This window comes from Lentzea roselyniae (assembly GCF_039537795.1).
Lineage (GTDB): Bacteria > Actinomycetota > Actinomycetes > Mycobacteriales > Pseudonocardiaceae > Lentzea > Lentzea atacamensis.
The window spans coordinates 243,198-267,948 of sequence record NZ_BAABBE010000004.1 but is presented as its reverse complement, the minus strand read 5'-3'; the positions used below and the strand labels follow the sequence as shown (position 1 = coordinate 267,948).

Here is a 24,751-nt window from a genome sequence, read left to right as displayed (position 1 = left end):
GCTAGGCTTCGTTTTGCTATCTCGGAGAGTGGGAGTGGGGAGTAGATACCGGTGGAGTACGCCGAGCACGTCGTCGACCTGGTGGGCAACACGCCGCTGGTGAAGCTCAACTCCCTGACCTCGGGGATCAAAGCCACGGTGCTGGCCAAGGTCGAGTACCTGAACCCCGGCGGGAGCGTGAAGGACCGCATCGCGCTGCGCATGGTGGAGGCGGCCGAGAAGTCCGGTGAGCTGCAGCCCGGCGGCACGATCGTCGAGCCGACCTCCGGCAACACCGGAGTCGGGCTCGCGCTGGTCGCCCAGCGCAAGGGCTACCAGTGCGTCTTCGTCTGCCCGGACAAGGTCAGCGAGGACAAGCGCAACGTCCTGAAGGCCTACGGCGCCGAGGTCGTGGTGTGCCCGACCGCCGTCGCGCCGGAGCACCCGGACTCCTACTACAACGTCTCGGACCGGCTCGTCCGAGAGATCCCCGGCGCGTGGAAGCCGAACCAGTACGCGAACCCGGAGAACCCGGCGAGCCACTACCACCAGACCGGGCCCGAGATCTGGCGCCAGACCGAGGGCAAGATCACGCACTTCGTCGCGGGCGTCGGCACCGGCGGCACCATCTCCGGCACCGGCCGCTTCCTCAAGGAGGCCTCGAACGGCGCCGTGCAGATCATCGGCGCGGACCCGGAGGGCTCCGTCTACTCGGGCGGCACCGGCCGGCCGTACCTGGTCGAGGGCGTCGGCGAGGACTTCTGGCCGGAGACCTACGACAAGACCATCTGCGACGAGATCGTCGAGGTCTCCGACGCGGACTCGTTCGACGTCACGCGCCGCCTCGCCCGTGAGGAAGGCCTGCTGGTCGGCGGTTCGTGCGGCATGGCGGCCGCGGCCGCGCTGCGCGTCGCGAAGGACCTGCCGGAAGACGCCGTCGTCGTCGTGCTGCTGCCCGACGGTGGCCGGGGCTACCTCTCCAAGGTGTTCAACGACCGCTGGATGGCCTCCTACGGCTTCCTCCCGCCGGACTCGACCGGTGCGACCGTCGGCGACGTGCTGCGCCGCAAGGGCGGCAAGCTCCCCGACCTCGTCCACGCGCACCCGAACGAGACCGTCGGTGACGCGGTCGCGATCCTGCGCGAGTTCGGCGTCTCCCAGATGCCCGTCGTCAACGCCGAGCCGCCCGTCATGGCCGCCGAGGTCGCGGGTGCGGTCAACGAGCGCGACCTGCTCGACGCGCTGTTCACCGGCAAGGCGCAGCTGTCGGACCGCCTCGACAAGCACATGGGCGCGCCGCTGCCCACGCTCGGCGCCGGCGAGCCGGTCGGTGTCGCCATGAACGCGCTGTCGAGTGCCGACGGCGCGCTCGTCCTGGAGGACGGGAAGCCCGCCGGAGTCGTCACGCGGCAGGACATTCTGGGGTTCTTGGCTGGTCGCTGAGCGTAGAAGCGGGTGCGTCCGATAGCGTGACGCCCCAGATCACCAGTCTTACTCACACACGGCCCAGCCAAGGGGGTTGGAAACCGGATGAACGCTCCGCAGCCGCCAGGAAACCAGTTCGGCGGTCAGCCGCAGCAGGAGCAGCCCAACGCGGACGCGACGCAGATCGTCCCGGGAGGTGGGCAGCCCTCCGCGGCCAACCCGAACCCGGACGCGACGCAGGTCGTCTCGCCTGGTCAGGTACCTGCCGCACCGCAGCAGAACGCGGACGCCACCCAGGTCGTCAGCCCCGGGCAGGTGCCGCCGGCAGCTCCCGGTTCGGGTGGCTTCCCGGCGCAGGGACTCGGCTCCGGCGGGTTCCCCGCCCAGCAGCCGCCCCCGTACGGCGCCCCGCAGCAGCAGGCCTACGGTCAGCCGCAGCAGCAGCCTTACGGCGGCGCTCCGCAGTCCAACCCGTACGGCCAGCCGCAGCAGCAGGCCTACGGTCAGCCGCAGCAGCCGTACGGTGCTCCGCAGTCGAACCCGTACGGCCAGCCGGCCGCGGGCGCGTACGGCCAGCCCGGCTACGGCATGCCCATGGCGCCGCCGCCGCCGACCGGCTACGCCGAGTGGGGCTCGCGCTTCGTCGCCTACCTGATCGACGTCGCCGCGCCGCTCGTCGTGGTCTACGCGATCGTCTTCATCCTCGGCCTGGTCGCGGCCAACGCTCCTGACGCCGCTGTCGTGTTCGGCCTGATCGGGCTCGTCCTGTGGCTGGGCTACGCCGGCTTCGTCATCTGGAACGTGATCATCAAGCAGGGTCAGACGGGCCAGACGATCGGCAAGAAGATCGCGAAGATCAAGCTGGTCGGCGAGGAGACCCAGCAGCCGATCGGCGCCGGCACGGTCTTCGTGCGCCAGCTGTGCCACATCGTCGACGCCCTGCCGTGCTACGCGGGCTTCTTCGCCCCGCTGTGGGAGCCGAAGAAGCAGACCTGGGCCGACAAGATCATGAAGACCATCGTGGTCAACGCCCCGGAGACCGCTTCGCCCTACGGCGGCAGCGGTGGTTACCCGCAGCAGCCCGGTACCGGTGGCTACCCGCAGCAGCCGGGCACCGGCGGTTACCCGCAGCAGCAGCAGGGTGGCTACGGCCAGCCGCCGCAGCAGGGTTACGGGCAGCAGCAGGGCTGGTAATCCCCAGCACGCACCCAGCCCCCGGTCACTTCCCAGTGGCCGGGGGCCGGCTCGTTTCCGGGGGAGTTCACTGCGTGGACTCGTGCCGTCGACCGCCAGATGGGTGAGTACCCTTGGGAGATGAGCACCCCTTACGGCTTCGCGACCAGGGCGATCCACGCCGGCCAGGACCCGGACCCGACCACGGGTGCGGTGAACGTGCCCATCTACGCGACGTCGACCTACGCCCAGGACGGCGTGGGCGGGCTGCGTCAGGGCTTCGAGTACTCGCGCACCGGCAACCCGACCCGCCGTGCGCTGGAGACGGCCCTCGCCTCGCTGGAACGCGGCCGCTACGGCCGTGCGTTCGCCTCCGGCATGGGCGCGACCGACGCGGCGCTGCGCACGTTCCTCAAGCCCGGCGACCACATCGTCATCCCGAACGACGCGTACGGCGGCACGTTCCGGCTGATCGACAAGGTCTTCTCGCAGTGGGGCGTCACCCACTCGCCGGCACCGGTCACGGACATCGACGCGATCCGCGCCGCCATCCGTCCCGAGACCAAGCTGGTGTGGATCGAGACCCCGACCAACCCGCTGCTGAACATCGGCGACATCGCGGCCATCGCCGAGGTGGCGCACGCCGCGGGCGCCAAGTTCGTCGTGGACAACACCTTCGCCTCGCCGGCCCTGCAGACGCCGCTGGAGCTCGGCGCCGACGTGGTCCTGCACTCGACCACCAAGTACGTCGGCGGCCACTCCGACGTCGTGGGCGGCGCGCTGATCACCTCGGACGAGGAGATCGACGCGGCGTTCGGCTTCCTGCAGAACGGTGCGGGCGCGGTTCCCGGCCCGTTCGACGCGTTCCTGACGTTGCGCGGCCTCAAGACCCTCGAGCTGCGCATGGAGAAGCACTCGGACAACGCCGAGCTCGTCGCCGAGGCCCTGGTGCGGCACCCGAAGGTGAAGAAGGTGCTGTACCCCGGCCTGGAGTCGCACCCGAACCACGAGGTGGCGGCCAAGCAGATGCGCCGGTTCGGCGGCATGGTGTCGTTCATCGTCGACGGCGGCGAAGAGGCGGCGCTCGAGGTGTGCGCGCGGACCAAGCTGTTCACGCTGGCCGAGTCGCTGGGCGGCGTCGAGTCGCTGATCGAGCACCCCGGCAAGATGACCCACGCGTCCACCGCCGGGTCGATGCTGGAGGTGCCGGCGGACCTGGTGCGCGTCTCGGTGGGCATCGAGTCCGGTGACGACCTCGTGGCCGACCTGCTCGAAGCCCTCGGCTGAGTTTCCGGCAACGCGAACGGCCCCCTCCGGCTGGAGGGGGCCGTTCTGCGTCTCACGGTTTCTTGGAGCCGCCGAACCTGTCGACGTTCTCGGCCTCGGCTGTCGGCGCCGCCGGAAGGTCGGCGCCGTTCACACAGCCGCCGACGAACTCCATCGACTCGCCTGTTCGGACGAAGCGGCCGGCCTCGTCACACCCGGCGTGCGCCACGGTCAAGAACGCAGCTCCGGTCAGTGCCGCAGCCGTGGTCACGGCTCCGACCAGCGGAATCACCGCGGCCACGCGTCGTGCGAATGCCATGCCACCTCCCCACGATGTGTATCCCCCGTAAAGCACCTTACCGGGGGAACGCCATCAGAGGTTGCCGCGTCGCTCCTGCTCGCGCTCGATCGCCTCGAAAAGGGCCTTGAAGTTGCCCTTGCCGAAGCCCAGCGATCCGTGCCGTTCGATCAGCTCGTAGAAGACGGTCGGACGGTCACCGATCGGCTTGGTGAAGATCTGCAGCAGGTAGCCGTCCTCGTCGCGGTCGACCAGGATGCGGTGTTCCTTGAGCACCTCGATGGGCACGCGGACCTCGCCGATCCGGGCACGCAGCTCCGGGTCGTCGTAGTAGCTGTCCGGCGTCTCCAGGAACTCCACGCCCGCGTCGCGCATGGCCGTGACCGTGCGGATGATGTCGTTGGTCGCCAGCGCGATGTGCTGGACGCCGGCACCCTCGTAGAACTCCAGGTACTCGTCGATCTGCGACTTCTTCTTCGCGATCGCCGGCTCGTTCAGCGGGAACTTGACCCGGTGGTTGCCGTTGGAGACGACCTTGGACATCAGCGCCGAGTAGTCGGTGGCGATGTCGTCGCCGATGAACTCCGCCATGTTCACGAAGCCCATGACGCGGTTGTACCACTCGACCCAGTAGTCCATCTTGCCGAGCTCGACGTTGCCGACGCAGTGGTCGACGGCCTGGAAGAGGCGCTTCGGCGCACCCTCCGGGCGCTTGACGGTCGACTTCCGCGCCACGTAACCGGGCAGGTAGGGGCCGTTGTACTTGGAGCGGTCCACCAGCGTGTGGCGGGTCTCGCCGTACGTGGCGATCGCGGCGAGACGGACGGTGCCGTGCTCGTCGGACACGTCGTGCGGCTCCTCCAGCACGGTCGCGCCCTGCTTGCGGGCGTGCGCGATGCACTGGTCGACGTCGCCGACCTCCAGCGCCAGGTCGATGACGCCGTCACCGTGCTTGCGGTGGTGGTCGAGGAGCGGGGAGGTGGGCTGCACGCCGCCGTGGATGACGAAGCGGGCCGAGCCCGACTTCAGCACGAACGACTTGTGGGAGCGCTGGCCGGTCTCGGGGCCCGCGTAGGCGACGAGCTCCATGCCGAACGCCACCTGGTAGAGCCAGGCGGTCTGCGTTGCGTTGCCCGCGACGAACACCACGGCGTCCATGGCGCGCACGGGGAAGGGGTCCTTGGTCGCGTCGTAGTCGACCAACCCCACGAGCTGCCGGAGCTGGTCGTAGCTCACGTCGTCAAGCTGCTGCGTCATGCCTCACAGCATGAGTCGACCCAACAGGGTGAGCAACAGTCAGCGATTTCACTGTGCATTTTGTACAGTGTTCTATGCCTTCGGATCAACAGAGTGAGCACTCTGACCAGCCCGTGGACGAACTGGACGCACGGCTGCTGTTGCTGCTGACGGACGAGCCTCGGCTGGGAGTCCTCGAATGCTCCCGACGGCTGGGTGTCGCGAGGGGAACGGTGCAGGCCAGGCTGGACCGGCTGGTCGAACGCGGCGTGCTCACCGGGTTCCCGCCGGCGCTCGACCTGGGCGCGATGGGCTACGGGCTGACGGCGTTCGCGGTGGTGGAAATCGCGCAGGGCCGGCGCGCGGAGGTGTGCGAGGGCCTGGCCGCGATCCCCGAGGTGTGCGAGGTGCACGCGACGACCGGCCAGGGCGATCTCTTCGTGCGCATGGTCGCGCGGTCCAACGCGGACCTGCAGCGCGTGGTCGACCACGTCGTCGACGTGCCGCACGTGCGCAGGCTGTCGACCTCGATCGCCCTGTCGACGCCCGTGCCTCCACGCGTGCGACCGCTCCTGGAACGCGTGAAGGGGCGGCCACCGAGGTGACCGCCCCTTGCACGACGTTTGAGTGATTACCCCGCGTAAGGCAACGCCGTGATCAGCGTGACCTTCTGGAGCTTGCCGTTGGGCAGCTCGTACTCCACGGTCTCGCCGTCCTTCGCGCCGTTCAGGGCCTTGCCGAGCGGCGAGGACGGGGAGTAGACCTCCATCTCGCCGTGCGCGCCCTCTTCGCGGGTCGCGAGCAGGAAGGTCTCGGTCTCGTCGTCGCCTTCGTAACGGATCGTCAGTACCGTTCCCGGAGCCGCGACGCCCTTGGTGGTGGGGGCTTCGCCAACCTTCGCGGCCTGGAGCAGCTCGTGCAGCTGGCGGATGCGCGCCTCCTGCTTGCCCTGCTCCTCGCGGGCGGCGTGGTAGCCGCCGTTCTCGCGAAGGTCACCCTCCTCGCGGCGGGCGTTGATCTCGGCAGCCATGACCGGGCGGTACGCGATAAGTTCGTCCAGCTCCGCCTTGAGCCGGTCGTAGGCCTCCTGGGTCAGCCAGGTCACCTGGGTGTCGCTCACGGTCACCAACTCCTCGTCTTGCTCCGGCGCACGTGTGTGTGCCAGATAGTTCCCGGGCCGTGGGCCCGGAACGGAAAAACACGGCCCGCGCCGGGGCCGTGCTTGAGCCTCAATAGTAACACGTAGACAACGTTCAGCGACGGCGATTTGTTCCCCATCTCGCCGTTTAAACCGCAGATCACCCGCTTGGCCGCTAGCTCGTGGACAAGTAGGGGGGAACCTGGTAAGAGCACCCGTACACCTCGCCGGTGACCGGCGGCTTCGAGGTGCGGAGAACTGTTGTCTCAACGACGACGGCATTTCCCGGAGGAACCAGAACTTCGCGTCTACCTGCTTCGTCGCCGTCCTTGGAACGGGCCCGAATGATGCAGACGGCTGGTCGCTCTGGTTGATCTCGGGAAACCTCGAAACTGACCTTCACGCTGTCGTCGCCGAGGAGGATGAACGCCGTCTGCTTCGCCTCGATCGGCTTTGTACCGAGATTTCGGTAACCGACGAAGGCGACCACCGCACCTACCGCCACGGCTACGGCGAGTAACCCCCACCGAGCCCACTTGTTGAGCGGCTTGCGCGTTCTGTTGCCGTACCGCCCCTCGGGGAGCGCGCGTTGCGACACTTTCCCACGCCCTCCTGACCCGCTGGGGAACAATGACGACCGACGTTCAGTTGTTGAGTGTCGCAGGACCATTCACACAGGAGGACCACGGGGGTCATGGCCGACAAGCTGCGCCTTATGGCAGTGCACGCACATCCCGACGACGAGTCGAGCAAGGGCGCGGCCACGATGGCCCGCTACGTCGCGGAAGGTCACGACGTGATGGTCGTGACCTGTACCGACGGAGGCGCGGGCAGCATCCTCAACCCGGCGATGGACAGGCCGGACGTGCTCGAGAACATGATCGAAATCCGCCGCGAGGAGATGGCCCGCGCAGCCAAGATCCTCGGCATCCAGCACCGCTGGCTCGGCTTCAAGGACTCCGGCCTGCCTGAGGGCGACCCGAAGCCACCGCTGCCGGAGGGCTGCTTCGCCCTGGTACCGCTCGAGGAGTCGGTGCCACCGCTGGTGGAGGTGATCCGCGAGTTCCGCCCCCACGTCGTCGTGACGTACGACGAGAACGGCGGCTACCCGCACCCGGACCACATCCGCACGCACGAGATCTCGATGGCCGCACTGGACGCCGCGGCCGACCCCGGGTTCGAGCCTTCGCTGGGCGAGGCCTGGGAGACCCAGAAGGTCTACTACTCGCACGGCTTCTCGCGCGCCAAGCTGCTGGCGTTCCACGAGGCCATGGAGGCGCGCGGCCTCGAGTCGCCCTACACCGAGTGGCTGGCGAACTGGGACGCCAACCGCCCCGACGTGATGGACCGCGTGACCACCAGGGTCGAGTGCGCGGACTACTTCGACGTCCGCGACGACGCCCTGAAGGCCCACGCCACCCAGATCGACCCGACCAGCCGCTGGTTCGCCATCCCGATGGACCTGCAGCGGGACATCTGGCCGACCGAGGAGTACGAGCTCGTGCGCTCCCAGGTCGACTCGACGCTGCCCGAGAACGACCTGTTCGCCGGAGTTAAGGTCTAGGGGTGCTCTCCCCAGACTTCGACCTCGGCAACACGGTGGCCTTCGTTGCCGTGCAGCCGTCGAACACGAACAACGACAAGGGCGGCCAGGGTGAGGACTTCGGCAAGTCCTCCCCGGTCGGCCTCGTCCTGCTGATCCTCTTCTTCATCGCGGTGTTCTTCCTCGTCAAGTCGATGAACAAGCACCTCAAGCGCGTGCCGGCGTCGTTCGACGAGCCTGCTGAGGCCAAGCCCGCGGCCGAGCCGGAGAAGAAGGACTAGCGGCGTGGCCCGGAACGTTGCCGGGCGAATTCGCGGTCAGACGGGTGCCGCGAGGTGCCCTGCTGAGCGTGAATCACCCAGCCGACGTTCCGGGTCACGCCACTAGCTCACCCGCGTCGCGACCACGAACTCGTGCACCGCTTCGAACGCCGGCGGATGCTCGGGCAGGTCGCTGGCCGTCCGCGCGTTCTGCAGCTCTTCGTGCCAGTGCGCGACGTCGGCCTCCAGTCGTTCGGGAGCGGGCCGCTCGGGTACACCGGCCAGTGACCGGTGCTCGCCGAGGACCTTGGCCTCGATGAGCGCCGCCAGGTAGTCCGGCCCGTCGAGCTTGTCCAGCAACGTCGGCAGGTGCGCTACGACCTCTCCGGTGCGCAGCAGGTGCACGCCGGTCAGCAGCGCGCGGAACGTGTAGAGCAGCGGCTTGATCTCGCCGGTCCGCTCGAACAGCCGCCACTGGGTCACCGCGAACCCGCGGTAGTGGTGGCCGTGACGTGACGTGAGGCATCCCGCGGCGAGATCGGTCAGCTTCCGGTGCCCGTCCGTGGTGTGCACGACGAGCGGCGAGAGGAGCTGCTCCAGCACGTAGCCGTTGGGGCGGGTGAGCAGGCGGCAGAACTTCTCCACGTCGTGCGTGACGAGGTCGATCTCGACACCGTCCCGCACCCACATCCGCTCCTTGGTCTCCGGGCCGCGCCGCAGCCCGACGACCTCGGTGAGCGGCAGGACGTGCACGCCGCGCAGGTCCACGTCCGAGTCGCGGGACGGGAAGCCGTACAGGTGCGCACCGGACACGGTCGCGAAGAGCAGGTCGTGCGACTGCTCCGCCACGACCGCGCTCAGGTCAGGAACCTCGTAGCTCACAACGCCCTCCTGCGCACCGAAACCAGCCAGTCCTCCACGCGTGCCCGATCCGGCTCCTCGGGCAGCGGCCCATCCGCGTTCGCGAGTTCCTCACCGAGCCGGTGCGCCCACGCCACCGCGTCGTCCCAAGGCATCGAGCCGTCGCGGATCGCGAGCAACGACCGGTCCGCGGTGATGTCCAACGATCCGGTCCGCATCAGGTGCAGGCCAACCAGCCGCAACCGCACCACGTGCATGAGCTGCTTCGGCTTGAGGTTGCGGCCCGCGCGCGACAGCTGCATCTCCGTCGCGCGCGTGTACGCCCGCACCGCGTACCGGGACAGGAACGCGGGCAGCAGCGCCCGCAGTTCCTCCCCCAGCGGCGTCGTGACCTCCACGAGCGGGCTCACCAGCGTTTCGAGCACCGTCGGGTTCGACTTCAGCGCCAGCCTGCAGAAGTGCTCGACCTCCCAGCTGAGCTGTTCCGGCGAGGGCCCCTCGACCGAGGTCGGCGGCTTGTCCAGGCGCCAGAACGCTTCCGTGGGCGCGACGAACACCCCGCGTCTGTCCACATCAGACTCTGCGGTCGCCAGCCCGTAGGCGTGCGAACCGATGATCGCTTCGAGAATCACAGTCGTGGGTCCACCGGTTCCGATTCGAGCGCCAGCACACCGAAAACGCACTCGTGCACGCGCCACAACGGCTCGCCGCGCGCGACGCGTTCCAACGCCTCGATGCCCAGGGCGTACTCGCGCAGCGCAAGACCGCGTTTGCGGCCGAGAGCGCGCTTGCGCAGCCGTGCGAGGTTCGCGGGCTCCGTGTAGTCCGGGCCGTAGATGATCCGCAGGTACTCCCGCCCACGCACCTTCACGCCCGGCTGCACGCGACCGGTCAGGTTCGCCAGCGGCTTGACGACCATGCCCTCGCCGCCTTCCGCCGTGAGCTCCTCCCACCACCGCACGCCGGCCGCGGGATCCGCGGTGTCGACCACGAGGTGACGGGTCTGCTGGAACAACGATCCTTCCAGTCGGCTCAGCGTCTCGAGGTGCCACAGGTGCGAACGGTCGTGGAACGTGCGTCCCTCGGTCGCCAGCAGCTGGAACGGTGCGATTCGCACGCCCTCCAGCCCTTCAGTGGGCCAGCAGTACCGCTCGTACGCCGCCCGGTAGGCCGAAGCGTTCGCCGCCCGGCTTTCCGTCCGTGCCAAGAGCTCCGCGACGTCCACGCCACGGTCAGCCGTCGTCTGCAAGGCCTCGACCGCCACCGGTAGAGCTCCGCCGGCGGCCGCCCCGACCGCCGCGTACTGCTCGCGGATCAGCCCGGAAGCCTTGGCGTTCCACGGCATCAGCTCGGCGTCGATCAGCAGCCAGTCGGTGGCGAACTCGTCGAACAACGGCTTCGCGCTCTCCCGCACGCGGTCCAGGAGCTCGTCGCCCAGCGTGCCGTCGAAGAACGCGCGTCCGGTGCGCGTGTAGATCGCGCCGCCAACCTTCCGCACCAGCAACACCGCGCGGGAGCCCATGTGCTTCTCCTCGCAGATCACCTCGCGCACACCGGCCGCGAGGTACTCCGCGAACGCCTCGGACGGGTGCTCCAGCACGTCGTCCCGCAGCGAGGTGGCGGTGGGAGCCATCGTCGGCGGCAGGTACAGCAGGTCGTGCGGGTCGATCGCGAACCGGCTCATCAGCTCCAGTGCCGAAGCGGACTGCTCCGCGCGGATCGTCACGGCGCCCATCACCGACGTCTCGATCCGGCGAAGGCCCGTGACATCGGTCAACGCGAGCACGTCCGGCGCCCGTTCCGCCGGAGCCGGTGCCACCAGCGGGCGGTCCGACTCGTACCAGGCCTGATGCGCCTTGACGGAGACGAGCTCCTTCTCCGGGTAGCGCAGCGCGGTCAGCTTGCCGCCGAACACCACACCGGTTTCGAGGCACATCGTGTTGTTGATCCACTCGGCCTCGGGCACCAGCACGTGCCCGTACAGCACCATCGCGGAACCGCGGTAGTCGTTCGCCCACGGGAGGCGCACCGGAAGCCCGTACTCGTCGACCTCACCGGTCGTGTCGCCGTACAACGCGAAGCTGCGCACCTTGGCCGACGCGCGACCGTGGTAGCGCTCAGGCAGGCCGGCGTGCGCCACGACGAGGTTTCCTCCGTCGAGGACGTAGTGCGCGACCAGTCCGTCGCAGAACTTCGTCACGGCACGGCGGAACTCCTCCGGCTCGTGGGCGAGCTGCTCCAGGGACTTCTCCAGCCCGTGCCGCACCGTGACCTTGTGGCCGCGCAACGCCCGCACGAGCTTCTCCTCGTGGTTTCCGCGCACGCTCAAGGCGTGCCCGGCGGCGACCATGCCCATGACCAGGCGCAGCACGCCCGGCGTGTCCGGCCCGCGGTCCACGAGGTCACCGACGAACACCGCCTTGCGGTTCCCGGGCGGAACCGCGTCGATCGCGCGGCCCTCGTCGTCACGAACGAGCGTGTACCCGAGCTCCGTCAGCAGCTCTTCCAGCTCGGCGCGGCAGCCGTGCACGTCACCGATCACGTCGAACGGCCCGGTCTCGTGCCGCAGGTCGTTGAGCAGTTTCTCGTAAACGATCACCGCGCTGTCCACATCGGACTCCGAGCGCAGGACGTGGACACGCTTGAACCCCTCCTTGCCGAGGTACTTCAACGACCGGTGCAACGCCGCCCGGTGCCGCTTGACGACGTGCGCGCCGAAGTCGCGGTCCGGACGCTGGGCGTTGCGCTTGAGACACACGTCGGTCGGTGTGTCGAGCACGATCGCGACCGGCAGCACGTTGGCCTTCTTCGCCACCTCGATCAGCTTGGCGCGGTCGGGTGCCTGCACGTTGGTGGCGTCGATGACGGTGACCTTTCCCGCCTCCAGCCGCTTCGCCGCGACGTGATGCAGGACGTCGAACGCCGCCGCGGACGCCGACTGGTCGTTCTCGTCGTCGGACACCAGCCCGCGGAAGTAGTCGCTCGAGAGCACCTGCGTGCGGAGGAAGTGCTTGCGCGCGAACGTGGACTTGCCGGAACCGGAGGCGCCGATCAGCACCACCAGGCACAGGTCCGGGATCTTCAGTTCCATCAGTTCTCGTCCCCCGAGCTGAACACCGCCATCTGGGTCGGCGCGCCGCGTTCGGCGTCTTCCGGCCCGATCCCCACATAGCGCACGCGGTAGCCGCGTCGTGACGCAACGCCGTCCGCCCACGCCGCGAACTCCGCCCTGGTCCACTCGAAACGGTGGTCGGAGTGGCGCATCTGCCCTTCCGGCAACGTTTCGAAGAGCGCGTTGTACTCGACGTTCGGCGTCGTCACAAGCACGGTCGCCGGACGCGCGACCACGAACACCGAGTGCTCCAGCGCCGGCAGGCGCGACGGGTCGACGTGCTCGACGACCTCCATCAGCACAGCCGCGTCGTAGCCGGCCAGTTCCGCGTCGGCGTACGTCAAAGCCGACTGCCGCAACGTGATCCGCTCGCGCGCCCGGTCGGGCATGCGGTCGAGCCGCAGCTTGCGCGCGGCCTCCTGCAACGCCTTCGCGGACACGTCGACACCGTGGATCTCGGCGAACTCCGGCTCCTTCACGAGTTCACGCAACAGCGCGCCGCCCCCGCAGCCGAGATCGAGCACGCGCTTGGCCCGTGCCTCCTTCAGCGCCTTGATCACGGCCTCCTTGCGCTGTGCGGCAAGGGAGATCTTCGGCTCGGCGAGCGCGTTGTCCAGCTCCTCCGGCTCGACCTCGTCGACCTCGGCGAGGCGTTCCAGTGCGGACAGCACCAGCGGTCGCTTGCGGGCCAGGTACCTGGTGGTGATCAGCTCCTTGTCGGGGTGGCTCGCCAGCCAGCCGTCGCCGGCCTTGAGCAGCTTGTCGACCTCGTCGGCCGCGACCCAGTAGTGCTTGCCGCCGTCGAGCACGGGCAGCAGCACGTAGAGGTGCTTCAAAGCGTCGCTGAGCTTGACGGTGCCGGTCAGCTTCACGTCGCCGTAGCGCGAGTCGCCGTGCCCCTTCGTCTCGACGGCCCAGCCGAGCGGCTTGAACAGCCGCTCCGCGAGCCGGTGCGGCAGCGCGGGAATGCGGATGACCAGCGGAATCGGTGTCTTTGCGAGTTCTGGGTAGCTCTCGCTGCGGCCGTTCATCGCGGTGCGGAACACGCTGCCGAGCGCGACCGTGAGCAACGACCCCGCCGCGTAGGGACGGTCGTTGACGTATTGGGTGAGCGTGCTGCCGGGACCTCGCACCAGCGCGATGGGGTCGACCTCGAGCAGGAGGGCGACCGTGCACTCCTCGTTCGTCGCCTTCGGGTAGAAGACGTGCGCGGTTCCCGAGCTCGTCGAGAAGGACTGAGCCCGGTCGGGGTGCTTGTGCAGCAGGTGACCGAGGTCGGTCGCCGGCTGGTGGGTCGTGGTCATGGTGAGCAGCACGAGCTCGAGTCTGATCGAGAGTCGGTCTCCGCGCTGCTGATTTAGTGTGGAATCCATGAAGAACCGGCTCGCTGACGCGACCAGCCCCTACCTGCTGCAGCACGCTCAGAACCCGGTCGACTGGTGGCCGTGGTGCCCGGAGGCGTTCGAGGAGGCACGACGGCGCAACGTCCCGGTGCTGCTGTCCGTCGGCTACGCGGCCTGCCACTGGTGCCACGTCATGGCGCACGAGTCGTTCGAAGACGCTTCTGTCGCCGCGTTCCTCAACGAGCACTTCGTCCCGGTCAAGGTGGATCGCGAGGAACGTCCGGACGTCGACGCCGTGTACATGGAGGTCACGCAGGCCATGACCGGGCACGGCGGCTGGCCGATGACCGTGTTCCTGACGCCCGACGCGCGGCCGTTCCACGCGGGCACCTACTACCCCCCGACGCCGCGCCCCGGCATGCCGTCCTTCACCCAGCTGATCGAGGCCGTCTCGGCTGCGTGGACCGAACGTCCCGCCGAGATCCTGGAATCGGCTTCCGTTGTCGTGGAAGAGATCTCACGCCACACGGCGCCGCTGCCACCGTCCGCTGTGGATGCGGACGCGCTGGCGGGCGCCGTGGTGTCGTTGCTGGGCGAGTTCGACCGGCGCAACGGCGGATTCGGTGGCGCGCCGAAGTTTCCGCCGTCGATGGTCGTCGAGTTCCTGCTGCGGCACTACGAACGCACAGGTTCGGTCGAGGCGATCTCCATGGCGACCAAGACGGCCGACGCGATGGCGAACGGCGGTATGTACGACCAGCTGGGCGGAGGGTTCGCGCGTTACAGCGTCGACGCGTCGTGGACCGTGCCGCACTTCGAGAAGATGTTGTACGACAACGCTTTGCTGCTTCGGTTCTACACGCACCTGGCGCGGTTGACCGGCACTGAGCGCTACTCGCGCGTCGCCAGGGACACGGCTTCCTTCCTGCTGCGGGATCTGCGCACCGCGGAGGGAGGCTTCGCGGCTTCGCTGGACGCCGACACCGAGGGCGTCGAAGGCTTGACCTACGTGTGGTCGTTCGAGGAACTCGGGGATGCCGCGGCTGCATTCGGTGTGACCGCCGAGCCGAACTTCGAGGACGGCAAGTCGACGCTGCGGTTCGTCTCGGAGCCGGGAGAGGACGTGCGGGCGTCGCTGCTGGCGATCCGTGCCGCCCGCCCGCAGCCCGGCCGTGACGACAAGGTGATCGCCGCGTGGAACGGCGTGGCGATCGCGGCGCTGGCCGAGGCGGGAGCGTTCTTCGGCGAGCCGTCGTGGATCGTGGCGGCGTCGGAGGCCGCGTCGCTGCTGGCCTCGCTGCACCTCGTCGAGGGCAGGCTGCTGCGAACCTCGCGGGACGGGGTCGCCGGCCCGTCGTTCGGCGTGCTGGAGGACTACGGCTGCTTCGCCGACGGCCTGCTGGCGTTGCACCAGGTCACCGGCTCGATCCGGTGGCTCGACCTGGCGTGCGGCCTGCTCGACACCGCTCTCTCTCGTTTCGCCGTGCCGGACTCTCCTGGCGCCTACTACGACACCGCTGACGACGCCGAGTCTCTCGTGCGCCGCCCGGCAGACTCGACCGACAACGCCTCGCCCTCTGGCGCGTCTTCGCTGGCCTCGGCCCTGCTGACGGCGTCGCTGCTGTCCGGTGCCGACCGTTCGTCGCGGTACCTGACGGCGGCGTCGGAGGCCGTCACGCGCGCCGGCTTGCTGGCCGCGCGGGCACCCCGCTTCGCCGGCCACTGGCTGAGCGTCGCGGAGGCGTTGGTCGCCGGTCCGCTGCAGGTGGCAGTGGTCGGCGTCGACGATCCGCGTCGTGCACAGCTGTGGGCGGCGGCGGTCGCTCATGTGCCTGGCGGCGGCGTCGTCGTGGCCGGTGAACCGGGCTCGGTGCCGTTGCTGGAGGACCGACCGCTGGTCGACGAGGCCCCGGCCGCCTACGTGTGCCGCGGCTACGTGTGCGACAGGCCTGTGGTTTCCGTGGATGCCCTGGTCACTTCGCTGTCGGCGAACACCACCCGCTGATTGCAGGCGTAACGTCAGTAATGACGTAATCATGTAATCAGGGGTGGTCGAAATGGGACGTGGATGGCGAGGAAGAGGCGGTTGGCAACAGGCTGACCTGCCGCCGGCCGACGACGCGGCGGCGTGGTTCGCGGGCAGGCTCCCCGACGGCTGGTTCGTCGGCGCGCCAGAGGTGATCGTCGACCGCGAGGAGATCACCGTCGTGGGCACGCTCGCCCCGCTGGAGGGTGAGTTCGACGACGCCTCACGCGCCGCGGCCGAGTCGGGCCGCATCTCCCGCTGGCGGGAGGAGACGCGGTCCGAGCGCATCGAGATCGCGCGCCAGGCCGAACACCGCTACGGCCGCAAGGTCGCCTGGGGAGCCTCGCTCGGTGACACGCGCGAGCTCTTCACGCACCTGGCCGTCCCGGTGATGACGCGCCTGCGCCAGCCGGAACGCCAGGTGCTCGACACGCTCGTGGCGGCCGGCGTGGCCCGCTCTCGTGCGGACGCTCTGGCGTGGGCGGTCCGCCTGGTGGGCGAGCACGCCGACGCGTGGCTCGGTGAGCTGCGCGACGCGATGTCGAAGGTCGACGATCTTCGTTCGCAGGGCCCGGATCTCACGTAGCCGGTGCGGTTGCCAGGGGCCGCTCGCTCGACGGGATGTCGGCGGCGGCCTTTGTGCTGCCCCTGCGAAGGCCGATGACACACCCGAGTGCGACCGTGACAGCCCCGGCAGTGGACACCAGCGAAAGTTCCTGCGCACCCAGCAACACAGACGTCGTAAGGCCGGCCACCGGCATCAGGCCGATGAGCACTCCTGCGCGATCGGAACCCAAGCGGTTCACGGCGAAGTACCAGAGCCCGAACGCGAGTGCCGTCACGACGACGGCCAGCGTTACCAGCGCGAAGGACTGGCGGGCGTCCGGCATCCGCCATCCCTCGATGAACGTGCCCAGCACGGCGCCGATCGCCGCCGCCAGCAGACAGGTCCAGGTCGCCACGCCGAGCACGCCCATGCGCTTGACCACACCGACGGCGAACAGCGTGAAGCAGACTTCGCCGACCATCGTGAGCAGCGCCAGCACGAGGCCCGGGCCGTGCCACGCTCCGCCGCCGGACAACACCACTACGCCTGCTGCCACCACCACGGCGCCGACGACGGCAGCGAGAGAGCGGTTGCGGGCGAGAAGCGCGAGGACGATCGGGGATGAGCCCATCACGGCGGCGACGAAGCCCGGTTCCGCGTACTGCTGGGCGGCGATGAGCAGGGCGTTGAAGCCGAGCATGCCCGAAGCGACGATGCCCAGCAGCGGCGGGATGTCGCGCCAGGACGGCATCGGCAGCCGACGCGCGACCAGCAGCAGGACGGCCGCGCCGAGTGCGTAGCGCATGGCCTGGCCGGTCAGGACCGGGTAGCCCTCGAGCATGCCGGTGATGGGCACTGACGCGCCGACGATCGTTGCCGCTGTCGCTCCCGCGGCCACCGCAAGTTTCATGCCGTTGAGCCTCGCGGCTGACTGGTCCAGGTTTAAGCTCCACTTTGATGACTGCAAACTGGACCACTTTTCGTGAGCTGCTGTTGCCGGGGCACCAGCGGCGGCGTGGCGTGGAGGTCGAGCTGCGCAGGGCCATCCGGGACGGGCGGCTGGTGCCGGGGACGCGGTTGCCGTCGAGCCGGGACCTGGCGACGCAGCTCGGGGTGGCGCGCGGGACCGTCACGTCGGCGTACACGCAGCTGGTGGCGGAGGGGTACCTCACGTCGCGGCGCGGATCGGGGACGACGGTCGCGAGCCTCGGGCCCGCCGGGGCCTGTGGTGTGCCGGAGCCACCGCAGCGGTGGCGGTTCAACCTGCGGCCCGGGTTGCCGGCGTTGGGCGCGTTTCCGCGTGCGGAATGGGTTGCGGCGCACCGAGCGGCGCTCGCCGACCTGCCCGACGACGACCTCGCTTACCCGGACCCGGCCGGATTTGTGGGGCTGCGCAAGGAGATCGTCGACTACCTGGCGCGGGTGCGGGCGGTGGTCGCGCGGGATGCGGTGATCACCAACGGCGCCGCGGACGGGTTGCAGCTCACCGCCCGGTTGCTGAACGGCAGCATCGCCATCGAGGAGCCGAGCCACTTCGGTGGCGAGGACATGTTGCGGTCACACGGGCTCGAAACCGTGCCGGTTCCGGTGGACGACAAGGGAATCCGGGTCGACCTGCTGTCCAAAACGGACTGCAAGGCGGTGCTCGTCACGGCGGCGCACCAGTTCCCGCTGGGCGTGGTGCTGCATCCGGAACGCCGCCGGGCGCTCGTGGAGTGGGCGCGCGAGCGGGACGGGTTGATCATCGAGGACGACTACGACGCCGAGCACCGGTACGACCGGCCAGCGCTCGGGGCGTTGCAGGCACTGGCGCCGGAACACGTGGTGTACCAGGGGACGACCAGCAAGGTGCTGGCGCCCGCGCTGCGCCTCGGGTGGCTCGTGGTGCCGGAGCGGCTGCGCGAGGGCATCGTGAACCGCAAGAAGTACAACGACATGGGCACTGCGACGATCCCGCAGGCCGCGTTCGCGCACATGTTGCGGACGGGCGGCTATGACCGGCATCTGCGTCGTACGCGCGCGCTCTACCGGAAGAGGCGGGACGCGCTGCTGGACGCCGTGTCGGAGCACCTGCCCGCGTGGCAGTCCATCGGTGTCGCCGCCGGGCTGCACGTCGTGTTGCGCATGCCGGACGGGACGGACGACCTCGCGTTGAAGAGCAGGCTTGCGGAGCGTGGCGTGCACGTGTGGGCGTTGGCGCAGTACACGCGTACGCCGATGTGGCCGGGGCTGGTTCTCGGCTATGCGGCGCTCACTCCCGACCGCCTGCGGGAGGCGGTCAAGGAGATCGCGGCGGCCGCTTAGAGGATGTGCTCGCGCATGGTGCTGGCGTCGGTGCCCAGGATGTGTTCGCGCGCGGGGCTGAGGTCGGTGCCCAGGATGTGTTCGCGCGCGGGGGAGATGTCGGCGCCCAGGATGTGCTCGCGGTCGGTGCCGATGCCAGGAGCGGACGAGGCGACGGCGGCGATGAGCAGGGCGGCGGCGACGATCTTGGTAGCGCGCATGACGCGATAAACCCCCAGGTAGAACGGTTGACCTGGTCAGCCTAACCCGACCGTCCAGAAATTGTCAGTGCTCGGGTGCACCATGAGTCCGTGCTCCTTTCCGAAGTAGTCGACACGTCGGCCGCCGTGGCGGCGACGCGATCGCGCCTTGCCAAGGTCAAGGCGTTGTCCGCGTTGCTGCGCTCGGCGTCGGCCGACGTCGTGGTCGCGGTGGTGTCCTTCCTCATAGGCACGCCGCGGCAGGGTCGCATCGGCGCGGGCTGGCGCACGGTCTTCGACCTGTCCGTGCCGCCGGTCGCTCAGGCGGAACTCACGGTCGCCGAGGTCGACGCCGTGCTCGCCGAGGTGGCCGCGACGTCCGGCAAGGGCTCGGCGCAGCGCCGAGCCGACCTGCTGACGGCGCTTTTCGGTCGTTCCACTGAGGCGGAGCAGGACTTCTTACGTCGCTTGCTCACCGGTGAGCTGCGGCAGGGCGCGCTGGAAGGCGTGATGCTGGACGCGATCGCCTCGGCCGCGGACGTGCCGGGCGAGACGGTGCGACGCGCGTTCATGCTGTCCGGCCGATTACCTGAGACGGCGGTGGCCGCGCTGGCCGGCGGCGCGGAGGCGCTGGAGGCGTTCCGGCTGGAGGTCGGGCGTCCGCTGCGGCCGATGCTGGCCTCACCAGCCGAGTCGCTGAGCGAGGCGCTGTCCGAGCTCGGCAGCTGCGTGGTGGAGCACAAGCTCGACGGTGCGCGCATCCAGGTGCACCGCTCGGGCGACGACGTCCGCGTCTACACCCGCACGTTGCGCGAGATCACCAAAACGGTGCCCGAGCTGGTCGAGCTCGTGCGCGGCCTGCCGTGCACGTCCGTGGTGCTCGACGGCGAGACCCTGGCGTTGACCGACGAGGGGAGACCCCGCCCGTTCCAGGAGACGATGAGCCGGTTCGGCGCGCAGGACGAGCGCGAGCTGCTCCTGCACCCCTACTTCTTCGACTGCCTGCACCTCGACGGCAAGGACCTGCTCGACGAGCCGCTGAGAGACCGTCTGACAGCTCTCCGGCAGGTCGCGGGCGAGCACGTCATCCCGGGCGTGCTGGACCCGTCGCCGGACGAGGCGGCCGAGGTCGTCACGGCGTCGCTGAGCGCCGGTCACGAGGGCGTGATGGTGAAGTCGCTCGCCTCGCCCTACGCGGCGGGCAGACGCGGTCGTGCCTGGCAGAAGGTGAAGCCGGTCCACACGCTCGACCTGATCGTGCTCGGGGTCGAGTGGGGCAGCGGCCGCCGCCGCGGATGGCTGTCGAACCTGCACCTGGGTGCCCGCGACTCGGACGGCGGCCCGCCGGTGATGGTCGGCAAGACCTTCAAGGGCCTCACCGACGAGCTGCTCACGTGGCAGACGAAGGCCCTGCAGGAGATCGCGACCGAGCAGAACGACTGGGTGGTCATGGTCCGCCCGGAGCTGGTGATCGAGATCGAGCTGGACGGCGTGCAGGTCTCGCCGCGCTATCCCGGCGGGGTGGCGCTGCGGTTCGCCCGCGTCGTGCGCTACCGCCCGGACAAGGACCCGTCGGAGGCGACGACGATCGAGGAGGTGAGGGCACTTCTGCCCACCGCACAACCGGACGCGCGCCGGGGTTGAAACTCGCGTGCGGCTAGCCGATGCAGGGGAATAGCGTCGGGCCGGTGACCGATGCTGCCGCGCTGCTCCGTGCGTACGACGATCAGGCCCGCCCCGCCGAGTGGACCGTCCCGGATCCCGAGGCGACCGTCGACCGCGACGGTCCTGTGTTCCGCGTGTCCTGGCCACGTCGGCGAGGCTTCGTGGCCGGACCGCCTGACCTCGGCATCGAAGGCCCCGCACTGGACGAGCTCATCGCGCGGCAACGCGACTTCTTCTCTGCGCGCGACCAGTCCGTCGAGTGGAAGACGTGGGGCCACGACACACCCGCCGACCTGCCAGACCGGCTTCTGAGGGCTGGATTCGAGTCGGACGGCCGCGAGACCGTGCTGATCGGACTGGCCGAGGACATGGTCACGCCGGTCGACCTCGACGGGATCGTCCTGCGGGAGACCAGGGACGAGGCAGACATCCGCCGAGCCGGCGCCGCGTCGTCCGAGGCGTTCGGCAAGGACGTCAGCTACCTCACCGACTACTTGATCGACAAGAGGGACGACCCGGACACCGTCATCGTCGTGGCCGAGGCCGAGGGCCAGATCGTGTCGTCCGCGCGCCTGGAGATCGTCCCGGGCACGGAGTTCGGAGGCCTGTGGGGAGGCTCCACGCTGCAGCAGTGGCGTGGCCGGGGCATCTACCGGGCACTCATCGCGCACCGGGCCGAAGTGGCACTCGCCCGCGGCCTGAAGTACCTGCAGGTCGACGCCAGCGAGGACAGCAGGCCGATCCTCGAGCGGCTCGGGTTCGTCAAGGTCACCACGACCACGGGGTACCTCTTGAAGCGAAGCTGAGACCGCGGATCGTCTGGGTCGATGGCCTGCCCCGGAGTGCGGGCTTCACCGGCCCGGCGCAACGCGCCGCACGGCTCAAGATCTCGAGTTGTCCACAGATTCCGGCGACCTGACCTGCGGAAACGTCCGGAGGGCTAATCTGTGGACAGTCGGGAACCCAAACCGCTTTTCAAGCGTTCCGCAAGGTGAGGAAGCGCGGGGGCTCGGGTCGGACGGAGGGCACGGCCGGTCCTGTTGGGACTGCACGGCTCGTTGGGACTGCACGGCTCGGGGCCAGGAATGCAGGCTCGGTCCGGAACGAGCCGCACCACGGGCCGGAGCGAGCCGCGCCACAGGCCAGGCCGAGCCGCATGCCCAAGTGAGACGTACCGGGTATCGTGGAAGCACGTGCGGTTCATCGAAGGGCATCGACCCTCTTACGACCTGACCTACGACGACGTTTTCCTCATTCCCGGCCGCAGTGCCGTGGAGTCGCGGTTCGGCGTTGATCTGTCCACCTCGGACGGCACCGGGGCCACGATCCCGATCGTCGTCGCCAACATGACGGCGGTCGCCGGGCGGCGCATGGCCGAGACCATCGCGCGGCGCGGCGGACTTGTCGTCATCCCGCAGGACGTGCCCACCGAGGCGGTCGCGGAGATCATCGCGTGGGTCAAGGAGCGGCATCCGGTCTGGGACACCCCGCTGACGCTCACCACGGGCGACGCGGTGGCGGACGCGTGGAACCTGCTGCACAAGCGGGCGCACGGCGCGGTTGTCGTCGTGGACGACGGCGGGCGGCCCATCGGCGTCGTCGACGAGGAGGCGCTCACGGGTGTTGACCGGTTCACGCGCATCGGCGACGTCATGAACACCGATGTCCTGCTGCTGCCGCTCGGCACGAAGCCGCAGGAGGTGTTCGACCAGCTCCACCACAGCGCGCACCGGATTGCGCTGGGCGTCGACGACGACCAGCGGCTCAGCGGTGTGCTGACGGAGCTCACGGCGTTGCGGGCGGAGATCTACCGGCCCGCCGCGGACGCCGAGGGCAGGCTGCGGGTCGCGGCGGCGGTCGGGGTCAACGGCGACGTCAGGGCCAAGGCCGAGGCGTTGATCAAGGCCGGGGTGGACGTGCTGGTCGTGGACACGGCGCACGGGCACCAGGAGAAGATGATCGCTGCGCTCAGGGCGGTCAAGGAGGCCAACCCGAGCGTGCCGGTCGCGGCGGGCAACGTCGTCACCGCGGAAGGTGTGCGGGATCTGGTCGAGGCCGGGGCGGACATCATCAAGGTCGGGGTCGGGCCTGGCGCGATGTGCACCACGCGCATGATGACCGGTGTGGGGCGGCCGCAGTTCAGCGCGGTCGCGGAGTGTGCGGCGGAGGCGCGCAGGCTCGGCAAGCACGTGTGGGCCGACGGTGGTGTGCGGCACCCGCGCGACGTGGCGTTGGCGCTTGCGGCGGGGGCCAGCAGCGTCATGGTCGGCAGCTGGTTCGCCGGCACTTACGAGTCGCCTGGCGACCTGCAGCGGGACGAGCGCGGAAACCTCTACAAGGAATCCTTCGGAATGGCCTCGAAGCGTGCCGTGACTGCCCGGACGCGCAGCGACAACGCGTTCGACCGGGCGAAGAAGGGGCTGTTCGAAGAAGGTATTTCCACTTCGAAAATGCGCTTGGACCCGGTGCGCCCGAGCGTGGAGGATCTGCTGGACGCCATCACGTCCGGCGTTCGCTCGGCCTGCACGTATGCCGGTGCGACCTCGTTGGAGGAGTTTCACGCCAAGGCTGTGCTCGGCATCCAGTCGGCGGCTGGATTCGCGGAAGGGCGGCCGTTGCCAGGGGGATGGTGAGAAGTGGACGACGCGGTTGAGGTGAGAGAACTCCGCAAAGTCTATAAAACCGGACAAAAACCGGCGGTGGACGGGTTGAGCTTCACCGTCCGCCGCGGTGAGGTCTTCGGATTGCTCGGGCCGAACGGCGCGGGCAAGACGACCACGGTCGGCGTCCTCACCACGCGCGTCCGCCCCACGTCGGGGCGGGCGCTGGTGGAGGGGGTCGACGTGGTCACCGACTCGAAGCGCGCGCGGCAGCTGCTGGCTGTCGTGCCGCAGCGCAACAACCTCGACCGTTCGCTCAACGCGCGGCAGAACCTGTTGTTCCACGCGGCCTACCACGGAATCGGGCCCGCGGAACGCAAGAAGCTCGCCGACGACATCCTCGAGCGGATGGGGTTGAAGGACCACGAGAACGCGCTCGTCGACACGTTGTCCGGCGGGCAGGCGCAGCGGTTGATGATCGCCCGCGCGCTGATGCACCGCCCGAAGGTGTTGTTCCTCGACGAACCCAGCACCGGCCTCGACCCTCAGGCCAGGCTCTTCGTTCACGAACGCGTCGCCGCACTGCACGCGGAAGGCGTCACGGTCGTGCTGACCACGCACGACATGGACGAGGCCGCGAAGCTGTGCGACCGCGTCGGCATCGTCGACCACGGCAAGCTGCTCACGCTGGACACGCCCGCGGAGCTGACGAGGAGCCTGCCCGGTAGCAACACGGTCAGCGTCACGGTCGGCCCGAACGGCCACGAGCCCGCGAAGATCACTCAAGCGCTGTCCGAAGTGGACGGTGTGCAGCGGGTCGAGGACGTGAACAACATGTTCCGCGTCTACACCGACGTCGACACCGCGGTCACGTTGCCGGCGGTGCTGAACGTGCTGCGGGACCTCGACGTCGTCGTCAGCGACGTCGCGATCGGCAAGCCCAGCCTGGAAGACGTCTTCATCCACCTGACCGGCAGGGAGCTGCGGTGAGCCAGCTCAGGACGTTCCAGGCGATCCTGTGGCGCGACGTCTTCGTCACGGGCCGCGAGCTGCCGAGCTTCCTCGCGCAGGTGATCATCCAGCCGTTCTTCATCCTCTTCATCTTCGCGAAGGTGCTGGGGGACATCGGGTACGTCCAGGACGACTTCGCTCAGGTGCTGCTGCCCGGCATCATCGCGATGAACGGGTTCCTCGGCGCGTTGCAGAACACGACGCTGCCGCTGGTGCTGGACTTCTCCTGGACGCGGGAGATCGAGGACCGGCTGCTCGCACCGATCTCCATCCCGCTGGTCGCGGTGGAGAAGATCGTGTTCGGCGCGATCCGCGGGTTCTTCGCGGCGGTGCTGATGGTGCCGGTCGGGTTCGTGATGCTCGACGTTTCGTGGGCGTGGGAAGGGATTCCGGGCGCCCTGCTGGTGATCGTCCTGGGCTGCCTCGCCGGTGGCGCGGTCGGCCTGGTCATCGGCACGTCGGTGCCGGCTCGCCGGGTCAACGTGATGTTCGCGGTGATCCTTACGCCGTTGCTGTTCACGGGGTCCTCACAGTTCCCGTGGCGATCGCTGAGCGACGACCTGCTGTGGTTCAAGGTGATCTGCGCACTCAACCCGTTGACGTACGTGAGCGAGGGCATGCGCGCGGAGCTGGTGCCCAGCGTGCCGCACATCCCGTTGCCGATCGTTTTGCTGGTGCTCGTGATCGCGATCGCGGGCTTCGGCGGGCTCGGCCTGCGCGGCTTCATGAAACGCGCGCTCGACTAGCGATGCGAAACGGCCCCGCGCCACGAAAGCGCGGGGCCG

Annotated in this window: 24 protein-coding genes; 14 read left to right on the top strand and 10 right to left on the bottom strand. The window is 69.1% G+C overall.

All coding sequences use genetic code 11. The features are described from left to right. Window positions 1-51 precede the first annotated feature (51 nt). From ABFX45_RS08845 to ABFX45_RS08835, 3 genes are all read left to right on the top strand, one after another. Window positions 52-1,422 (top strand): cystathionine beta-synthase, encoded by a 1,371-nt coding sequence (locus ABFX45_RS08845; protein WP_346128892.1) that lies wholly within the window; start codon window positions 52-54, stop codon window positions 1,420-1,422. Between the two features lie 87 nt (window positions 1,423-1,509). Next, window positions 1,510-2,598 (top strand): RDD family protein, encoded by a 1,089-nt coding sequence (locus ABFX45_RS08840; RefSeq protein ID WP_211337150.1) that lies wholly within the window; start codon window positions 1,510-1,512, stop codon window positions 2,596-2,598. Window positions 2,599-2,718: 120 nt separating this feature from the next. Beyond that, window positions 2,719-3,864, top strand: a complete 1,146-nt coding sequence (locus ABFX45_RS08835) for a cystathionine gamma-synthase (protein ID WP_211337151.1) — start codon at window positions 2,719-2,721, stop codon at window positions 3,862-3,864. Between the two features lie 52 nt (window positions 3,865-3,916). Here the strand turns inward: ABFX45_RS08835 and ABFX45_RS08830 are convergent, their stop codons facing one another. Both ABFX45_RS08830 and hppD read right to left on the bottom strand, forming a co-directional pair. After that, window positions 3,917-4,162 (bottom strand): hypothetical protein, encoded by a 246-nt coding sequence (locus ABFX45_RS08830; RefSeq protein WP_109632225.1) that lies wholly within the window; start codon window positions 4,160-4,162, stop codon window positions 3,917-3,919. Between the two features lie 54 nt (window positions 4,163-4,216). After that, on the bottom strand, window positions 4,217-5,398 hold the full coding sequence (gene hppD, locus ABFX45_RS08825) for a 4-hydroxyphenylpyruvate dioxygenase (RefSeq protein WP_109632227.1): 1,182 nt from the start codon (window positions 5,396-5,398) through the stop codon (window positions 4,217-4,219). Window positions 5,399-5,472: 74 nt separating this feature from the next. Here hppD and ABFX45_RS08820 point away from each other — a divergent pair, with 74 nt between their 5' ends. Further along, window positions 5,473-5,982, top strand: a complete 510-nt coding sequence (locus ABFX45_RS08820; protein WP_109632229.1) for an Lrp/AsnC family transcriptional regulator — start codon at window positions 5,473-5,475, stop codon at window positions 5,980-5,982. 26 nt (window positions 5,983-6,008) lie between these two features. Here the strand turns inward: ABFX45_RS08820 and greA are convergent, their stop codons facing one another. Together greA and ABFX45_RS08810 are read right to left on the bottom strand one after the other, a co-directional pair. Then, a complete protein-coding gene (greA, locus tag ABFX45_RS08815; protein ID WP_109632231.1) occupies window positions 6,009-6,506 on the bottom strand; it encodes a transcription elongation factor GreA in 498 nt (165 codons plus the stop codon). A 184-nt stretch (window positions 6,507-6,690) separates the two neighbouring features. Beyond that, window positions 6,691-7,185 (bottom strand): DUF4307 domain-containing protein, encoded by a 495-nt coding sequence (locus ABFX45_RS08810; RefSeq protein ID WP_346128888.1) that lies wholly within the window; start codon window positions 7,183-7,185, stop codon window positions 6,691-6,693. A gap of 24 nt (window positions 7,186-7,209) precedes the next feature. Here ABFX45_RS08810 and mca point away from each other — a divergent pair, with 24 nt between their 5' ends. Continuing rightward, a complete protein-coding gene (gene mca / locus ABFX45_RS08805) occupies window positions 7,210-8,079 on the top strand; it encodes a mycothiol conjugate amidase Mca (RefSeq protein ID WP_346128886.1) in 870 nt (289 codons plus the stop codon). 35 nt (window positions 8,080-8,114) lie between these two features. Next, entirely contained in the window at window positions 8,115-8,339 is a 225-nt protein-coding gene (locus tag ABFX45_RS08800; protein ID WP_233439263.1) for a hypothetical protein, read from the top strand. A 102-nt stretch (window positions 8,340-8,441) separates the two neighbouring features. On the opposite strand, the gene ABFX45_RS08795 is transcribed toward ABFX45_RS08800, so the two are convergent. The 4 genes from ABFX45_RS08795 to ABFX45_RS08780 are packed head-to-tail and all read right to left on the bottom strand — an operon-like array spanning window position 8,442 to window position 13,607. Then, window positions 8,442-9,200 (bottom strand): nucleotidyltransferase domain-containing protein, encoded by a 759-nt coding sequence (locus ABFX45_RS08795; RefSeq protein WP_346128884.1) that lies wholly within the window; start codon window positions 9,198-9,200, stop codon window positions 8,442-8,444. Continuing rightward, window positions 9,197-9,811 carry a nucleotidyltransferase domain-containing protein gene (locus ABFX45_RS08790; protein WP_346128882.1) on the bottom strand — a complete coding sequence of 205 codons (615 nt, stop codon included), beginning with the start codon at window positions 9,809-9,811 and terminating at the stop codon, window positions 9,197-9,199. The genes ABFX45_RS08795 and ABFX45_RS08790 overlap by 4 nt, the downstream gene beginning before the upstream one ends. Beyond that, window positions 9,808-12,270, bottom strand: a complete 2,463-nt coding sequence (locus ABFX45_RS08785; protein WP_346128880.1) for a polynucleotide kinase-phosphatase — start codon at window positions 12,268-12,270, stop codon at window positions 9,808-9,810. The genes ABFX45_RS08790 and ABFX45_RS08785 overlap by 4 nt, the downstream gene beginning before the upstream one ends. Next, window positions 12,270-13,607 carry a 3' terminal RNA ribose 2'-O-methyltransferase Hen1 gene (locus tag ABFX45_RS08780; protein ID WP_346128878.1) on the bottom strand — a complete coding sequence of 446 codons (1,338 nt, stop codon included), beginning with the start codon at window positions 13,605-13,607 and terminating at the stop codon, window positions 12,270-12,272. The genes ABFX45_RS08785 and ABFX45_RS08780 overlap by 1 nt, the downstream gene beginning before the upstream one ends. A 55-nt stretch (window positions 13,608-13,662) precedes the next feature. Between ABFX45_RS08780 and ABFX45_RS08775 the strand changes: the two genes are divergently transcribed. Continuing rightward, window positions 13,663-15,639, top strand: coding sequence for a thioredoxin domain-containing protein (locus tag ABFX45_RS08775; RefSeq protein WP_346128876.1), 1,977 nt, complete (start codon window positions 13,663-13,665; stop codon window positions 15,637-15,639). Window positions 15,640-15,691: 52 nt separating this feature from the next. Beyond that, on the top strand, window positions 15,692-16,246 hold the full coding sequence (locus tag ABFX45_RS08770; protein WP_109632247.1) for a hypothetical protein: 555 nt from the start codon (window positions 15,692-15,694) through the stop codon (window positions 16,244-16,246). Here ABFX45_RS08770 and ABFX45_RS08765 read toward each other — a convergent pair. Further along, window positions 16,239-17,117 (bottom strand): DMT family transporter, encoded by an 879-nt coding sequence (locus ABFX45_RS08765; protein ID WP_112228833.1) that lies wholly within the window; start codon window positions 17,115-17,117, stop codon window positions 16,239-16,241. The two genes, ABFX45_RS08770 and ABFX45_RS08765, sit on opposite strands and share 8 nt — an antisense overlap. A gap of 47 nt (window positions 17,118-17,164) precedes the next feature. Here ABFX45_RS08765 and pdxR point away from each other — a divergent pair, with 47 nt between their 5' ends. After that, window positions 17,165-18,511: a MocR-like pyridoxine biosynthesis transcription factor PdxR gene (pdxR, locus tag ABFX45_RS08760; RefSeq protein WP_109632251.1), complete on the top strand. Its 1,347-nt coding sequence runs from the start codon at window positions 17,165-17,167 to the stop codon at window positions 18,509-18,511. Here pdxR and ABFX45_RS08755 read toward each other — a convergent pair. Beyond that, window positions 18,508-18,711, bottom strand: coding sequence for a hypothetical protein (locus tag ABFX45_RS08755; protein ID WP_346128873.1), 204 nt, complete (start codon window positions 18,709-18,711; stop codon window positions 18,508-18,510). The genes pdxR and ABFX45_RS08755 overlap by 4 nt on opposite strands. Before the next feature lie 90 nt (window positions 18,712-18,801). On the opposite strand from ABFX45_RS08755, the gene ABFX45_RS08750 reads away from it, so the two are divergent. The 5 genes from ABFX45_RS08750 (at window position 18,802) to ABFX45_RS08730 (ending at window position 24,712) form a co-directional block, all read left to right on the top strand. Continuing rightward, window positions 18,802-20,334 (top strand): ATP-dependent DNA ligase, encoded by a 1,533-nt coding sequence (locus tag ABFX45_RS08750; RefSeq protein WP_346128871.1) that lies wholly within the window; start codon window positions 18,802-18,804, stop codon window positions 20,332-20,334. A 44-nt stretch (window positions 20,335-20,378) separates the two neighbouring features. Continuing rightward, a complete protein-coding gene (locus ABFX45_RS08745) occupies window positions 20,379-21,161 on the top strand; it encodes a GNAT family N-acetyltransferase (RefSeq protein WP_346128869.1) in 783 nt (260 codons plus the stop codon). Window positions 21,162-21,548: 387 nt separating this feature from the next. Next, window positions 21,549-22,988 (top strand): GuaB1 family IMP dehydrogenase-related protein, encoded by a 1,440-nt coding sequence (locus tag ABFX45_RS08740; RefSeq protein WP_346128867.1) that lies wholly within the window; start codon window positions 21,549-21,551, stop codon window positions 22,986-22,988. A 3-nt stretch (window positions 22,989-22,991) separates the two neighbouring features. Beyond that, complete coding sequence (locus ABFX45_RS08735; protein WP_346128865.1) at window positions 22,992-23,945, top strand: ABC transporter ATP-binding protein; 954 nt, start codon at window positions 22,992-22,994, stop codon at window positions 23,943-23,945. Beyond that, window positions 23,942-24,712, top strand: a complete 771-nt coding sequence (locus ABFX45_RS08730; RefSeq protein WP_346128863.1) for an ABC transporter permease — start codon at window positions 23,942-23,944, stop codon at window positions 24,710-24,712. Before ABFX45_RS08735 ends, ABFX45_RS08730 begins: the two co-directional genes overlap by 4 nt. Window positions 24,713-24,751: the final 39 nt, after the last annotated feature.

What these genes read in the sequence shown, in the direction of transcription:
- ABFX45_RS08840 (WP_211337150.1), top strand. Translation starts at nt 1,510, where the DNA reads ATGAACGCTCCGCAGCCGCCAGGAAACCAGTTCGGCGGTCAGCCGCAG.
- ABFX45_RS08835 (WP_211337151.1), top strand. Translation starts at nt 2,719, where the DNA reads ATGAGCACCCCTTACGGCTTCGCGACCAGGGCGATCCACGCCGGCCAG.
- ABFX45_RS08830 (WP_109632225.1), bottom strand. Translation starts at nt 4,162, where the DNA reads ATGGCATTCGCACGACGCGTGGCCGCGGTGATTCCGCTGGTCGGAGCC.
- hppD (WP_109632227.1), bottom strand. Translation starts at nt 5,398, where the DNA reads ATGACGCAGCAGCTTGACGACGTGAGCTACGACCAGCTCCGGCAGCTC.
- ABFX45_RS08820 (WP_109632229.1), top strand. Translation starts at nt 5,473, where the DNA reads ATGCCTTCGGATCAACAGAGTGAGCACTCTGACCAGCCCGTGGACGAA.
- ABFX45_RS08810 (WP_346128888.1), bottom strand. Translation starts at nt 7,185, where the DNA reads ATGGTCCTGCGACACTCAACAACTGAACGTCGGTCGTCATTGTTCCCC.
- mca (WP_346128886.1), top strand. Translation starts at nt 7,210, where the DNA reads ATGGCCGACAAGCTGCGCCTTATGGCAGTGCACGCACATCCCGACGAC.
- ABFX45_RS08785 (WP_346128880.1), bottom strand. Translation starts at nt 12,270, where the DNA reads ATGGAACTGAAGATCCCGGACCTGTGCCTGGTGGTGCTGATCGGCGCC.
- ABFX45_RS08775 (WP_346128876.1), top strand. Translation starts at nt 13,663, where the DNA reads ATGAAGAACCGGCTCGCTGACGCGACCAGCCCCTACCTGCTGCAGCAC.
- ABFX45_RS08770 (WP_109632247.1), top strand. Translation starts at nt 15,692, where the DNA reads ATGGGACGTGGATGGCGAGGAAGAGGCGGTTGGCAACAGGCTGACCTG.
- ABFX45_RS08765 (WP_112228833.1), bottom strand. Translation starts at nt 17,117, where the DNA reads ATGAAACTTGCGGTGGCCGCGGGAGCGACAGCGGCAACGATCGTCGGC.
- pdxR (WP_109632251.1), top strand. Translation starts at nt 17,165, where the DNA reads ATGACTGCAAACTGGACCACTTTTCGTGAGCTGCTGTTGCCGGGGCAC.
- ABFX45_RS08755 (WP_346128873.1), bottom strand. Translation starts at nt 18,711, where the DNA reads ATGCGCGCTACCAAGATCGTCGCCGCCGCCCTGCTCATCGCCGCCGTC.